14 protein-coding genes and 1 pseudogene are annotated in these 14,870 nt (G+C 34.9%); 10 read left to right on the plus strand and 5 right to left on the minus strand.

The genetic code is table 11. The features are described 5' to 3' along the window. Nucleotides 1-865 (plus strand): DUF3667 domain-containing protein (locus A9Q93_RS00755; RefSeq protein ID WP_303685468.1); only part of this gene is annotated, 865 nt, incomplete at its 5' end. Here A9Q93_RS00755 and A9Q93_RS00760 read toward each other — a convergent pair. From A9Q93_RS00760 to truA, 3 genes are read right to left on the minus strand one after another with little or no spacing between them, the layout of a single operon-like run. Next, a complete protein-coding gene (locus A9Q93_RS00760; protein WP_303685469.1) occupies nt 862-2,673 on the minus strand; it encodes an ABC transporter ATP-binding protein in 1,812 nt (603 codons plus the stop codon). The genes A9Q93_RS00755 and A9Q93_RS00760 overlap by 4 nt on opposite strands. Before the next feature lie 2 nt (nt 2,674-2,675). Next, on the minus strand, nt 2,676-3,140 hold the full coding sequence (locus A9Q93_RS00765; protein WP_303685470.1) for a hypothetical protein: 465 nt from the start codon (nt 3,138-3,140) through the stop codon (nt 2,676-2,678). Next, nucleotides 3,137-3,892, minus strand: coding sequence for a tRNA pseudouridine(38-40) synthase TruA (gene truA / locus A9Q93_RS00770; protein ID WP_303685471.1), 756 nt, complete (start codon nt 3,890-3,892; stop codon nt 3,137-3,139). Before truA ends, A9Q93_RS00765 begins: the two co-directional genes overlap by 4 nt. A gap of 166 nt (nt 3,893-4,058) precedes the next feature. Between truA and A9Q93_RS00775 the strand changes: the two genes are divergently transcribed. Beyond that, nucleotides 4,059-4,547 carry a metallophosphoesterase gene (locus A9Q93_RS00775; RefSeq protein ID WP_303685472.1) on the plus strand — a complete coding sequence of 163 codons (489 nt, stop codon included), beginning with the start codon at nt 4,059-4,061 and terminating at the stop codon, nt 4,545-4,547. Between the two features lie 167 nt (nt 4,548-4,714). On the opposite strand, the gene A9Q93_RS00780 is transcribed toward A9Q93_RS00775, so the two are convergent. Further along, nucleotides 4,715-5,125, minus strand: a complete 411-nt coding sequence (locus A9Q93_RS00780; protein ID WP_303685473.1) for a DUF4293 domain-containing protein — start codon at nt 5,123-5,125, stop codon at nt 4,715-4,717. A 199-nt stretch (nt 5,126-5,324) separates the two neighbouring features. Between A9Q93_RS00780 and rho the strand changes: the two genes are divergently transcribed. The 4 genes from rho (at nt 5,325) to A9Q93_RS00800 (ending at nt 11,410) form a co-directional block, all read left to right on the plus strand. Next, nucleotides 5,325-7,037, plus strand: coding sequence for a transcription termination factor Rho (gene rho / locus A9Q93_RS00785; RefSeq protein WP_303685474.1), 1,713 nt, complete (start codon nt 5,325-5,327; stop codon nt 7,035-7,037). 197 nt (nt 7,038-7,234) lie between these two features. Further along, complete coding sequence (locus tag A9Q93_RS00790) at nt 7,235-7,819, plus strand: hypothetical protein (RefSeq protein WP_303685475.1); 585 nt, start codon at nt 7,235-7,237, stop codon at nt 7,817-7,819. 162 nt (nt 7,820-7,981) lie between these two features. Next, complete coding sequence (locus A9Q93_RS00795) at nt 7,982-8,443, plus strand: PA2169 family four-helix-bundle protein (RefSeq protein ID WP_303685476.1); 462 nt, start codon at nt 7,982-7,984, stop codon at nt 8,441-8,443. A gap of 132 nt (nt 8,444-8,575) precedes the next feature. Beyond that, on the plus strand, nt 8,576-11,410 hold the full coding sequence (locus A9Q93_RS00800; RefSeq protein ID WP_303685477.1) for a pitrilysin family protein: 2,835 nt from the start codon (nt 8,576-8,578) through the stop codon (nt 11,408-11,410). 59 nt (nt 11,411-11,469) lie between these two features. On the opposite strand, the gene A9Q93_RS00805 is transcribed toward A9Q93_RS00800, so the two are convergent. After that, nucleotides 11,470-11,970 (minus strand): fasciclin domain-containing protein, encoded by a 501-nt coding sequence (locus tag A9Q93_RS00805; RefSeq protein WP_303685483.1) that lies wholly within the window; start codon nt 11,968-11,970, stop codon nt 11,470-11,472. 508 nt (nt 11,971-12,478) lie between these two features. Between A9Q93_RS00805 and A9Q93_RS00810 the strand changes: the two genes are divergently transcribed. The 4 genes and pseudogenes from A9Q93_RS00810 to A9Q93_RS00825 all read left to right on the plus strand — a co-directional run. Further along, complete coding sequence (locus A9Q93_RS00810) at nt 12,479-12,892, plus strand: helix-turn-helix domain-containing protein (protein WP_303685479.1); 414 nt, start codon at nt 12,479-12,481, stop codon at nt 12,890-12,892. Between the two features lie 121 nt (nt 12,893-13,013). Next, nucleotides 13,014-14,258 carry a hypothetical protein gene (locus tag A9Q93_RS00815; RefSeq protein ID WP_303685481.1) on the plus strand — a complete coding sequence of 415 codons (1,245 nt, stop codon included), beginning with the start codon at nt 13,014-13,016 and terminating at the stop codon, nt 14,256-14,258. A 19-nt stretch (nt 14,259-14,277) separates the two neighbouring features. Continuing rightward, on the plus strand, nt 14,278-14,541 hold the full coding sequence (locus A9Q93_RS00820) for a DUF4212 domain-containing protein (protein WP_303685482.1): 264 nt from the start codon (nt 14,278-14,280) through the stop codon (nt 14,539-14,541). Nucleotides 14,542-14,651: 110 nt separating this feature from the next. Next, nucleotides 14,652-14,870: pseudogene (locus A9Q93_RS00825) on the plus strand (cation acetate symporter); the annotation flags it as partial.

Raw genomic sequence — 14,870 nt, forward strand, 5'->3', positions numbered from 1 at the left:
GAACTACTCAAAACAATTACTATTGATTAAAGCTATGGAAAGAAGTTGTAAAAATTGTAACGAGCTTATTTATGCTGGTAAAAGTCATTGTGCAAATTGTGGTTGTAAATGGTTAGAGAATCGTATAACAATGAAACAAGTAGGTAATGACTTTGCTGACATGTACCTAGGTTTTGACACAAAGTTTGTGAGAACATTTGTGGACTTATTTAAAAAGCCAGAGGCCGTAATTTTAGGTTATATGAACGGCCGCCGTGTCAATTACATGGATGCCATAAGATATTTACTTGTAGCACTATTTTTTACTGGTATTTACACGTACGTATTGAAAAACACAGGAGTTCTCGATCAAATTATCAGCAAACAATCTGAAGCTACACTAGATGCCTATAGTCAAATGGGTATGCCAGAAGAAGTTGCTCTAGAAAATCTTGCTAATGCTCAAAACTTATCTAAGCAAGTATTTGAATTTCAAGGTTTTTTCTTGTTACTTACCATACCATTTTTAGCATTAGTAGCAAGAATCACTTTTTACAATAAACGATATTTTAATTTTACAGAACAAGTGGTTTTCTACTTATATACTTATGGACATTCTGTAATTGTAACAACCCCATTTTCTATTTTAGTTGTTCTATTGCTACCTGATTATTTTATGTATCTAGGAGCGGTAACACTGCCATTAATGTATGTCTATAACATGTATTGTTATAAAAGGTGTTTTAGATTAGATAATCAGAGTGTATTGCTCAAAACTCTAGTGTCAATAGTAGTTTTTATTACATTGCTAGTGGCTTTAAGCATTGTTTTCTTTATAATAATCTTAATAGGTACCATCATTGCAAAAGCGACTGGAATAATTTAAGCTACCTCTTGTTGTAAAAACTGTACCTCGTAAAGGTTTTTATAATAACCGTTTTCTTTTTCAAGAAGCTCGTTATGTGTTCCCATTTCGACTATCTCACCAGCATCCATAACTATGATTTTATCGGCTTTTTTGATCGTGGCAAGTCTGTGTGCAATTACTATTGAGGTACGGTCTTCGGTAATGATATCAGTAGCATCTTGAATCAATTGTTCACTGTATGCATCTACAGAGCTAGTCGCTTCATCAAGAATTAAAATACTAGGGTTAGACACATAAGCTCTTAAAAACGCAATCAACTGGCGCTGTCCTGAACTAAGCATTACTCCTCTTTCTTTTACATTATATTGGTACCCATTAGGTAAGGTCATGATAAATTTATGAACGCCTATTTTCTTAGCAGCTTCAATTACATCTTCTTCAGTTATATCTGGATTCTGAAGTGTTATGTTATTGAGAATAGTATCTGCAAACAAGAAAACATCTTGAAGCACCACTGCTATTTGTGATCTAAGAGATGAAAGTTGGTACGCTTTCGCGGAAGCGGAATCAATCAAAATCTCTCCATTATTAATTTCATAGAACCGAGATAACAGATTAATGATCGTAGACTTTCCTGCTCCTGTAGCACCTACTATAGCGACAGTTTCTCCAGCTTCCACTTCAAAGCTAAGATTCTTTAAAACTAATTCATTCTCTACGTAACCAAAATCTACGTTTTTAAATTCAATGACACCTTTTAAATCGGCCGCGATTAGTTGTCCTTCATCTTCAATTTGTGACTCTGTATCTAAGATTCCAAAAACTCGATTTGCAGCAACCATTCCCATTTGCAGCGTATTAAATTTATCTGCGATCTGACGCAATGGTCTAAATAGTTTTTGTGACAAATCAATAAACATAACTATAGTACCTATTTCTACCACTAATGCAGCATTTTGAGTCCCTATATTCATAACTACTCCTATGTAAACGATAAGACCTATGGTGATGCTAGAAGCCATCTCTGCAATAGGGAAGAAAATTGAGTTGTACCATACTGTTTTTACCCAAGCATTTCTATGCTTATCGTTAATCTGTTTAAACTGCTCGTATTCTATTTTTTCTCGATTAAAAATCTGAACGATTTTCATACCTGTAACACGCTCTTGAACAAATGAATTTAGGTTACTCACTTGTGTGCGCACTTCTTCAAAAGCGACTTTCATAGCCTTTTGAAAAACACGCGTAGCATAAAGAATAAATGGCATGACAATAAGAGCTATTAAGGTCAGCTTCCAGCTTGAGAACGCCATAAAACCTAGAACGACTATCATTTTGAGCAAGTCTGATATAATAACAAAAAGTCCTTGGGAAAAAATACTTGCGATGGTTTCTATATCACTTACAGCTCTGGTTACTAATTTACCTACGGCACTTTTATCAAAATATTGCATCTTGAAACCCATCATGTGCTTAAAGAGTTTCACACGTAAATCACGTATCACTTGTTGTCCTAACCAGTTTGCATAATAAATAAAACTGAGTTGCAGCAAAACATCTGCAATGAGTACTCCTATCATTAAACCTATTACACCTATAAAACCACCATACTCAATACCTAAAATTGTTTGTGAACCATTAAAATCCTGTGGCACTATATGATTATCGATCGCAACTTTAATCAGATAAGGCATCCCGATGGCGACAATAGCAATCAAAATTGCACTTAATGCCACAAAGTAATAAGTTAATTTATAAGGCTTTGTATAAGAAAGCAGTCTCTTAAATAGAGACATGTTAAATGCGTTTCCTGTAGTTGAAGCCATAATTATTTAAGTAAATGTGCGATACTAGATCGCAATTCTTCTTGTTTTTGAGTACCGATTACATACTGTTTACCGGCTATTTTGAGGTGAAGACCTTGAGAACCTTTTACATTGTAAACAGTTCCATAGCTCGTCCAGATCCTTATTCCCCAACCACCTACAAAACCATAATCGATTAACTGAGCACTGGTCATATCTTTCCAGTAAAAGTCTTTTCTAACAAAGGGAAAAAAGCGTATTTCTATTTTTTCTTCTGTGATTCTCGTATTCAATCGCAATGTCAAAAATAAAACCAAAATCCCTATAGCAGTTATAGTTAATATAACTTTATCAACTGTCAACTGATTTTTCAACGGTTCTAAATAATCAAACGTCGATGCAGCTACAATTACTAGACCTATTAATATTATCCATATCCACCATTGATGGAACTTTTGAGACTCTTGAAAAAGCACCTTAGACTTCATAAGAAAAGCTCTTTGGGATATTCGATCTTAGTCAAAAATAAACCGGAGGCAGCAGCGCTAGCTCCAGCCTGACTTCTATCTTTGGAAGCAATGATATCATGCATACTTTCTACAGTCCTTTTACCGTAACCTATTTCTAATAAAGTCCCCACAATCGCGCGCACCATATTACGTAGAAAACGATTTGCAGTAATATGAAATATGACTTTGTGATCTTTAAATTCAAATCTGGCTTCAGTGAGGTCACAAAGAAATGTTTTAACATCTGTATTTACTCTAGAAAAGCATTCAAAGTCTTTGTACTCTAGCAATATAGAGGCGGCTTGTTCCATCAATTTAAAATCTGGTTCTCTAAAAAGAACATAAGCTTGATTTACTTGAAATGGATCAGGTCTTAATAAAAAATGGTATTCGTAGGAACGCTTTGTAGCATGAAAGCGCGCGTGTGCAGTTTCCTGTACTGGCTTGATATCATAAATAGCAATATCTTTAGGTATCCAGCGGTTCAACCTATAAATTAAGTGCTCGATATCTAGTGTTCCAGAGTAATTAAAATGAGCCACCATATAAGCAGCATGTACTCCAGTATCAGTCCTTCCTGCTCCTTGAATACGTATATCTTCACGCAGCATTTTTTTAAGTCCATCATCAATGACTTCTTGAACAGATATACTGTGAGGTTGTTTTTGCCAGCCGTGATAGTTAGTACCATCATAAGCTAGCTCCATAAAATAGCGTGAAGTTTCTTGCATTAAAGCAAAGATAGAATTTTGACTAAGGAGTTCAGAGAATGGCGTGAAAATTTTTTATCAATGGAATAGATCATTATCATCCACTGAATGAATATTAAAAATCTCCTTATCAAAAACTCATAGCTCACAGCTCAAAACTCACTACTTCACTAGCTATCTTTGTGAAATGAAAATATTACTTCTCTCAGACACTCATAGCCACATAGATGATTTTATCCTAAAATATGTCCAACAAGCCGATGAAGTGTGGCATGCTGGCGATATAGGCGATCTTAAAGTTACAGATCAAATTGCGGCGCTTAAACCCTTGCGAGCTGTTTGGGGAAATATAGACGACGATAAAGCAAGAATGCAGTTTCCAGAGCACAATCGATTTACTTGTGAAGGAATGGATATATGGATCACGCACATAGGTGGTTATCCCAGTCGCTACAACCAGCGTGTACGACCAGAAATATATGACAATGCGCCAGATATTTTTATTTGTGGACACAGTCATATATTAAAAGTAGTTAACGATAAAAAGATCAATTGCCTGCACATGAATCCAGGAGCGATAGGTATGCATGGATTTCATAAAAAACGTACGATGCTTCGATTTGAGATTAATGATGGTAAAATTTCAAACTTAGAGGTAATTGAGAAAGATCGATAAATTCCATATTTGATCTTTTAATTCAAATTACTAGTTGCTATCAATAAAGTGGTGGGTAAAATCCGCTTTCGCGAAAGCGAGATAAAAAGAAAAACTTCTTAAAAAACAAAATCCTGCAAGGTGGCGCCTTACAGGATTTCTCACTAATATTACTAAGATTTTTGCGTTTATCGTAATCTATCTGCAGATTTTACGAGTTGTTCATCCTTTCTTATTGCCTTGTTAGCCAAGACGATTAAAACGATAGATAGGATAGGAATGAACATCCCAATGCCTTTCTCAGAAACCGCCGTTTCTCCAGACATCATTAGAGATTGATATACATAAACTCCTAGTATAAAAAGATTCAATAACAAATTTAATCTGTTTACCACAGTTTGTAATTGCCTATTCTTAAATAAGAAAATAGCAATTAACGATAAAACTGCACTAGAAACAAATATACCATAATACAAGCCACTATCCATACCTACAAATTCATTTCCTTCACCATCTATGTAATGCTCTACAATCCATATAAGGACTCCAGAAACTAAAGCAGCAAAAAATAAATATATTGTTTGAATACGTTGTATCATGTTTGCAATTTTTCAAAAGCAGAGCAAAAATATAACAATAGCTGCAAAAAGAGCAAGAGATATTAATTTTTTAATGTATCATTGCAGTGCACAAAAGGTAACTAACTCTTTATAGGTTACCTAGCAGTTTAAAATTTTTCTCATAAGTTTTGAACTTTAAACTTCTCCTGAAAACAATTTACACATTTACTAAAGTTATATGTTTCAAATAGCTGATTTAAAATCAAAAAAACTTCCTGAGTTACAGGAAATCGCAAAAGGTCTTAATGTTCCAAAAATAAAATCATTACGCAAGTTAGACTTGGTTTATAAAATTTTAGACCTACAAGCAGAAAATCCTGATGTGGTTAAGAGCCTCGACATAGACGCAGCTCCAGAGACGGATAAAAAAGAAGCACCAGCTAAAAAAGCCGCGCCTAAAAAACCTGCTCCTAAGAAAGAACGCAAGCCTAGAGCTCCTAAAAAAGAGACTAATAAAGAATCAAAGTCTGATGACAAAGAAGACTTTGTCATTACAGAAGAGACACTCAAAGGACGTATAGACCCTAGTAGACCTAATCCTAGACCTAGAAAGGATAAAAAAACCACTAAAAGCAAAACTAAAGAGTCTGACTCACAAAAGGACAACTCTAAAGAACCTGCAGAAGCTAAGGATAACTCTACCAAAGACAACGGCGATAAAAATGAGAGCCGCAATAACCGTCAGAAGAATTCTCGCAATAACAATAATCAACCTAACGTACCTAAAGGTAATAAAGATAATCGCAACCGTTACCGCGATCCTGATTTTGAATTTGATGGAATCATAGAAAGTGAAGGTGTGCTAGATATGATGCCAGATGGTTATGGTTTCTTGCGCAGTAGTGATTACAATTACTTAGCCAGTCCAGATGATATTTATGTGTCGCAATCCCAGATAAGACTTTTCGGTCTTAAAACTGGTGATACAGTATTAGGTATGGTACGTCCTCCTAAAGAAGGAGAGAAATATTTCCCTTTAATTAAGATCTCACAAATCAATGGATTAGATCCTAAGGTAGTGCGTGATCGTGTTTCTTTTGAGCACTTAACACCTCTTTTCCCAGAAGAAAAATTTGATCTTGCCGGTAGAAGAGCAAGTATCTCTACAAGGGTTATGGATCTTTTTGCTCCTATAGGTAAAGGACAGCGTGGTATGATAGTAGCACAACCTAAAACAGGTAAAACCATGTTGCTCAAGGATATTGCAAACGCGATTGCGGCAAATAATCCAGAAGTATATCAGCTTATACTTCTTATAGATGAGCGTCCAGAAGAAGTAACAGACATGCAACGTAATGTAGATGGTGAAGTTATTGCATCTACTTTTGATAAAGAAGCACATGACCATGTAAAAGTGGCTAACATTGTTCTTGAAAAAGCAAAACGTATGGTAGAATGTGGTCACGATGTCGTGATTTTACTTGACTCCATTACACGTCTTGCTCGTGCTTATAATACGGTTCAACCTGCGAGCGGTAAAGTACTTTCTGGTGGTGTAGATGCAAATGCTTTACATAAACCTAAACGTTTCTTTGGAGCTGCTCGTAATATAGAAAATGGTGGATCGCTATCTATCATTGCAACAGCGTTAACAGAAACTGGTTCTAAAATGGACGAGGTAATCTTTGAAGAATTTAAAGGAACTGGTAACATGGAGCTTCAACTGGATAGAAATATATCTAACCGTCGCGTCTTCCCTGCTATTGACCTCACATCGTCATCAACACGTCGTGACGATTTATTATTAGACGAGAAAACCATGAAATTTATGTGGATTTTACGCAAATATCTTGCAGACATGAATCCTGTAGAGGCAATGGAATTCATTTCACAAAAAATTAAGCAAACTCGTAATAATGAGGAGTTTCTCGCCACTATAAATGACGACTAGATTTTAATGATATTATTAATAAAGCCTCTGTAACAAGAGGCTTTTTATAATATCGCTTTCGCGAAAGCGGAATTACCACAATTAACAATATAAATTGAACGTTCTAGATCTAGAGCAACATTCTCGATAAATGACGGAATAGTTTTTTACGGGCTTCACAGCCTCCATAAGTTCAACATAAAGATACCTCTTAAAGAATGAGATTTTTTTTAGCACCATTATTTTTAATAATAAGCTACAATACAATAGCGCAAAACGATAGTTTAAAAAGCATCGACACACAGTTTGAAACGCTAATGAATGATGCAAATAACTTTAAAGAGTACAAGGTTATTAAGCAAAATGCAATTAATACATTACGTAGAAACACAAATAAACACATAGATCAATTAAACAGCAAGATCACAGGATTAGAGAGCTCTATTGAAACTAAAGACAGCCGTATTGCAGCTTTAGAACAAGAGCTTGAAGAAACAAACGCTAGTTTAACCGGTGTAAATGCCGAAAAAGATTCTATGAACTTTTTAGGTATTCAAACTAATAAAGGAGTTTACAACACCATTGTTTGGTCCATTGTAGGAGTTCTAGGCTTCCTTTTCGTATTTATGAGTATGAGATATAAGAGTAGTAATTCAACTACTAAGGCCGCTCAAAAACAATTACAATCTACAGAAGAAGAATTAGAAGATCTAAGACGTAAGTCTATTGAGAAAGAGCAAAAATTAGGACGACAGTTGCAAGATGAGCGCAATAAATTATCTAAGTTAAAAAACGAGAAATAATTTTTAAAATAACGACTATTGAAAAGCGATAATCCTTAGGGTTATCGCTTTTTGTTTTGTAATTATCGCTTCTTTTCTATAATCGTTAAACATATCTCAACTCACAATTTTTTAAGAATGATTTTCTGATAACGGTCTTATATTGAAAGAAAAATAAAACCAATGGAAACTGTTAAGACTGAAAAATACCTCAACGATTTATTAGAAAAAACTTACGACGCACAGCGTGGTTATGCAAACGCTGCTGAAGTTACAGAGCATGTACAACTTAAAAGATGGCTAGCACATCAAGGAGCAAGACGTACTGAATTTGCTGCCTCACTTGCTGGAGAAATGAAAAATATGAATAAAACACCTGAGAACGATGGTTCTATGGCTGGAGATCTTCACCGTAGCTGGATGAATATAAAAGCAGCTTTAAGTCTCAATACAGATGAGGCTATCTTAGAAGAGTGTATTACTGGTGAAAAATCAGCAATTAAAGAATATAATGAGGTGCTAGAACATAAAAACGAACTACCACCTACAGTAGTTTCTATTCTTGAAGCCCAAAAAGATGAGATTTCTTCCACATTAAACCAGGTGAAATCTTTAGAAGATGTTGCTGACGTTAAAGATTTGTAATCAAAAAATCAGATGATTTAAAACCGCCATAAAGGCGGTTTTTTTATGCCCTATTTTCTGAATCAAACTTTAAAATGTGTCTATTAATAACCGTTATATTTACAATTATATATGGAACACAATTTTAAAAATATGAAACACTCCTATCGCATAATAATTTTCTCTATTGCTTTTATTTTTATTTCATGTGATGATGGTAAAAAAGATAACAATACCTCTGATAATGTTGCTACAGATATATCTATCCCATTTGAAAAACATACATTAGATAACGGTCTTACAGTTATCTTTCATGAAGATAAATCAGATCCTGTGGTAGCAGTTGCCTTAACTGCTCATGTAGGAAGTGCTAGAGAAAAAGAAGGCAAAACAGGATTTGCACATTTATTTGAGCATCTGTTATTTCTAGAATCAGAAAATCTAGGCAAAGGTGGACTCGATGCTATGAGCGCAAGAATAGGTGGTTCAGGTGCAAATGGCTCGACCAGTAGAGACGTTACTAATTATTATCAAACGGTTCCTAAAGATGCGTTAGAAAAAATGATTTGGGCTGAAGCAGACAAATTAGGCTACTTCATAAATACCGTTACTGAACCAGTTCTTGCTAAAGAGAAGCAAGTAGTGAAAAATGAAAAACGTCAAAGTGTAGATAATAATGCTTACGGTCATGAATCCTATGTAATAGGAAAGAATTTATACCCAGAAGGACATCCATATAACTGGCAAGTGATAGGCTCACTAGAAGACCTTCAAAACGCTTCACTTCAAGATGTGAAGGATTTTTATAATGATTGGTACACTCCTAATAACGCTGTATTAACTATAGCCGGAGATTTTGATAAAACTCAAGCATTGCAATGGGTAAAGAAATATTTTGGCGAGATAAAAAGAGGTAAAGAAGTTAAAAAAGCACAGGTAAAACCTATTGAATTAACCGCTTCTAAAAAATTGTTTTATGAAGATAATTTTGCGCAAACTCCTAGACTTAATCTAACATGGCCTACAGTAGTAAACTATCATAAGGATTCATATGCTTTAGATATATTGGGCACTTATCTTTCACGAGGTAAAAAAGCGCCACTTAATCAAATTGTTATTGAAACAGATAAAGTGGCAGATCAAGCTAGGGCATATCATTACACTTCAGAATTAGCTGGTCAGTTTTCAATAGTTGCTCGAGCTTATGATAATGTTGATCTTGATAGCGTGTATGAGAGTGTCTATAAAGCATTAAAACAATTTGAAGAAAATGGAATTTCTCAAAACGACCTAGATAGAATTAAAACTAAAAAGGAAACTGAATTTTACCAAGGATTATCAAGTGTGTTAGGTAAAGGTTTTCAGCTAACACAATATGAAATTTTAGCTGGCGACGCCGGTTTTCTGTCTGAAGATGTGAAAAATATGCAAGCTGTCACAGTTGAAGATGTGCAAAATGCATATAACATATACATTAAAGACAAATCTTATGTTATGACCAGTTTTGTCCCTAAAGGGCAAACAGAACTAGCCATTGTAAATTCTAAAGAAGCTAAAGTAAAAGAAGAAAAAATAATAGAAGGTGCAGAAGAATCTTTTGATACCAGTGTTGCTGCAACTTACGAGCGTAGTCCATCCAGCTTTGACCGCTCTATAGAACCAGAATACGGTGCTGCTCCTACCCTAGAAGTTCCAAGCGTTTACCAAGACAAATTAGATTCAGGTTTAAAAGTATTGGGAATTGAGGATAACGAGATTCCTTTAGTCCAATTGCAACTAGATGTTAAAGGAGGAATGTTATTTGAAGAAATAGAAAAAACAGGAGTTTCTAACATGCTAGCACAACTTATGAATAAAGGTACTATGAATCGTACTCCAGCTCAACTAGAAGAGGCAATAGAACAATTAGGCGCATCTATTTCAGTGCGCGCCAGTGATGAAAGTTTATCAGTTAATGCTAGTTCTTTATCTAGAAATTATAATAAGGTAATGAGTTTAGTAAGTGAGATACTTCTAGAACCTCGCTGGGATAAAGATGAGTTTGAATTACTTAAAAAACAAACTATTAGTCGAATTCAGCAGCAAAAAGCAAGCCCTCGAGCGATAGCTAGTAATGAATTTGATAAATTGATTTTCGGTAAGGATCATATACTCGCACAAAACAATCTGGGAACAGAAAAAAGTGTCGCAAATATCACTCTAGAAGATCTAAAGGATTACTACACAAAGTACATAACACCACAACTGGCGAGCTTTAAAATTGTAGGCGCTATAGATCAAAAGAAGGTGATAGAATCATTGCAAAACATTAACGAAAATTGGGTTAAAAGAGATGTTACACTACCTACAATATCATCATTTCCAGAATTGACTGCACCACAAATATATTTTTATGACGTCCCTAATGCAAAGCAAAGTATTCTAACTTTTGGAAATGCCACCGTTACATCTGATCATGAAGACTTTTATAAAACTCAAATATTAAATTATCGTTTAGGTGGTGGTGGTTTTGCTTCCCAGCTTACCCAAGAGTTAAGAGAAGGAAAAGGATATACATACGGAATTAGATCAGCATTTAACAGCTCACCGAAGGCAGGTAAATTCGTAATAAATAGTGGAGTAAGATCTAATGTAACTTTTGAGTCTACCGCTCTAATAAAAGAGATTCTATCTAATTATGGTTCTTCCTTTACTGAAGACGACATGGAAGTTACAAAGAGTTATTTAATTAAGTCTAGTGCAAGATCCTTTGAATCTCAATCTGCAAAGCTTAGAATGCTTACCAATATTGATGAAAACAATTTACCTGTAGATTATGCAATTCAAAGACAAGAAGAAGTAACAAGTTTGAATGTTAATGAAATGAAGAGGCTTATCAATGACTATATAAAACCAGATAAAATGATATATTTAATAGTAGGTGATAAAAACACTCAATTTAATAAACTAGAAAAACTAGGTTTAGGAAAACCTATTTTACTTAATTAAAAGCGATAAAAAAAGCGGCATTCTTATTAAAGAATGCCGCTTTTCATAATGTCTATTTTTTATTTAGATGGTAATAGCACTTGATCAATTACATGCACTACTCCATTAGATTGCTTTACATCAGCAGTAGTAACGGTAGCTGTTCCTCCTAATGCATCCTTAATAGTTACTTTTCCATCTACTAGCATTGCAGTAAGATTTTTACCATTTACAGTTGTAAAGGTGGTACTTCCTTTTCCATCTTCTATCATTTTTGAAAGATCTCCAGCCATTACTTTTCCAGAAACCACGTGATAAGTAAGAATACCACTCAATTTTTCTTTGTTTTCTGGCTCTAGTAAAGATTCAACAGTTCCAGCAGGTAATGCTGCAAATGCGTCATTTGTAGGTGCAAACACTGTGAAAGGACCTTCACTATTAAGAGTTCCTACTAAGCCTGCTGTAGAAACTGCTGTAACTAGTGTAGAAAGATCTTTACTTGTTGATGCATTCTCCACTATAGTCATATCAGGATACATTAAAGCTCCATTAATACTTACAGCAGTTGCATCGCGTTCCATTTTTTCTTTTTCTACCATAGCAAGAGAGTCTGCTTTTTTAGCTTTCATTTCTTGTTCCATTTTCATTTTTTCAGCTTCTTTCTCAGCAACTTCATCTTTACAAGACACTATAAATAATGATGCACTTAAGGCAAGCAGCCCAATTTTTTTAATAAGTTTCATAATATGTTTTATTTAGTTATAACTAATCTAATTACAATAGATTAAAGAATCTCAAATAATAACACGACTTTATAAACTGATTATTAAAACATTAACTATAAACTAGACTAACCGCAATTTAAACCTTAATAAGTTAAACAGAATGTGCACCCAGCTCCTATATAAACCGACTGTTTTCTCTTAATTAAGGAATCGGTTTCTTATTTCGCTTTCGCGAAAGCAACAATTTTATAATTATCTCACATTTCTAGTTCTCAATTAAAAATGAAATCATTTTAATAAATTATATAACCACCATATTAATTATTGTGGTAAATTGATATATTTATGCTAAATTTATATAGTTATGAAGATTTGCCCTAGCTGTTCGTCTGAAAATCAGATCAAAAGCGGTATTATAAATGGACGTCAGCGCTATAAATGTAAAGACTGTAATTACTATTTTACCGTAGATAAAATAGGGAAAAAGATTGATGATTACTATGTTAATAAAGCCTTGCAGTTGTATCTAGAAGGACTGTCCTATAGAGAAATAGAACGCATTCTTGGAATCTCTCACGTAAGTGTTCTTAATTGGGTAAAAAAGTACAATATCAAAAGACCTAGCAATACAAAATACCATCCTACTTATAAAATTTTAAACGCTACAGAACTAGGTATTTATTTCTCAGATTCTACAAACATTAAAGGCGCAGGAGCAGTAGTTACAGAGCTTGGAGATAAATTTATGCTGATTCAATGGGAACGCTTTAGAGATTAAAAGTATACCTATTAGCACAAAAGTATATTAAATTTTTATTAACATAAGATTTTGTAGAGGTTAGCAGTATGGTTAAGGTTACTTATTTTAACCTACCAACGAACCTTAATAACAACATCTTATGAAAAACAAGTATTCTTTTTTACTAGCATTTTTCTTTCTCGCAACCAGTCTTGGATTTGCTCAAGGCTCTACCGAGTATACTGGCGGAATGAAAGTGAAACTAAATGAAAGTGGCTCAAAATACTTCCGTATTATATCATGGGCACAATTCTGGGCACAGCATTCAGATAATGAAACACTCAATAGTTTTGGGAATGAAGAAAGCGATTTAAACTTCTCTGTACGCAGAGCTCGTGTCCTCATGTACGCTCAAGTTTCTAAAAAGTTCCTAATCCTAACTCATTTCGGTCTAAACAGCCAGAATGCCGGCAATTTGCATCCCGTGGGAAAAGGTGACAGTTCGCAACTATTCTTTCACGATGTATGGGGAGAATGGTCACTCAATGATAACCATGCCATAGGTGGTGGATTGCATTATTGGAACGGTATTTCGCGATTAAATAATCAGAGTACGTTAAATATGTTGACCTTAGATAATAATCGCCAGAGCTGGGCGACCATAGGATTGAGCGATCAGTTTGCTCGTCACATGGGAGTTTATTTTAAAGGAAAGTTTGATAGATTACAATATAGACTTTCTATTAATGAATCACTCACAAACGGACTAGACGCAGGTGGAGTTCCAGGAATAGATAACGCTACTTATAACGGTCGTGAAATTTTAGGAGGCAAAGATGCAGGTAAAAACTTTGCAGGATATTTTGACTATCACTTTGCAGACCAAGAAAGCAACTTTTTACCATACAAAGTAGGCTCTTATTTAGGTAGTAAAAAAGTTTTTAATGTAGGAGCTGGTTTTTTCTATCATCCTAATGGTAGCGTATCACTAGATGGAAATAATGATTTTCAAGGTGAAGATGTTGCCATTTTTGCTGTAGACGCATTTTATGATGCGCCAGTAGGAGATAAAGGAGCTGCGATTACTGCTTATGCGACCTACCAAAACAACGATTACGGTACTAATTTCACACTAGGTCAAACTTACGAGACAGGCTCCATGCTTTATGCTCACGTAGGTTATGTATTGCCTAGTGAAAATGATAAACTCAAAATTCAACCATACTTATCAGCGTCTTCCCGTAGCATAGATGCTATTGATGATAACGCCAGCCGATTTGGATTAGGAGGAAATCTTTACTTCAGTGGTCACCACTCTAAGTTGTCGCTGGAATATGCAAATCAAAAATATGGAAATCTAGACGCTGTAGGTACTGTGACCCTACAAGCCATGATTTACCTATAAATCTTAAAAACAAAAAATTATGTCAGATAAACAATCTAACGCAACAGCCTACTGGAAAGAGAACATCAAGTACCTCTTCATACTGCTCGGTATCTGGTTTGCCGTTTCTTACGGTGCTGGAATTTTATTCAAGGATGCTTTAAACGAGTTCAGGCTCGGTGGTTTCAAACTCGGATTTTGGTTTGCTCAACAAGGTTCTATTTACGTCTTTGTGGTGCTCATTTTCATCTATGTACGCATTATGAACAAGCTGGATAAGAAATACGGCTACGACGAGAAATAGTATCAATCGAGCTTTTTTAATTACGCTTTCGCGAAAGCGTAATCACATCAATCAAATCAACTAAAACAAACCTACTGCTCTAGAAAGAGTAGTTACTTAAAGAAAATATTATGGATGTTCAAATGTGGACTTATATACTCGTAGGAGTAACCTTTGCCCTTTACATAGGGATCGCAATTTGGAGCCGAGCTGGCTCTACAAAAGAATTTTATGTTGCCGGTGGTGGTGTTTCTCCGCTTGCAAATGGTATGGCTACGGCTGCCGACTGGATGAGTGCTGCGTCATTTATCTCTATGGCAGGAATTATTGCTTTTGCCGGCTATGACGGC

Origin of the sequence: Nonlabens dokdonensis, from assembly GCF_002162835.1 — a bacterium.
In the GTDB taxonomy this organism is placed as follows: Bacteria; Bacteroidota; Bacteroidia; order Flavobacteriales; family Flavobacteriaceae; genus Nonlabens; species Nonlabens dokdonensis_B.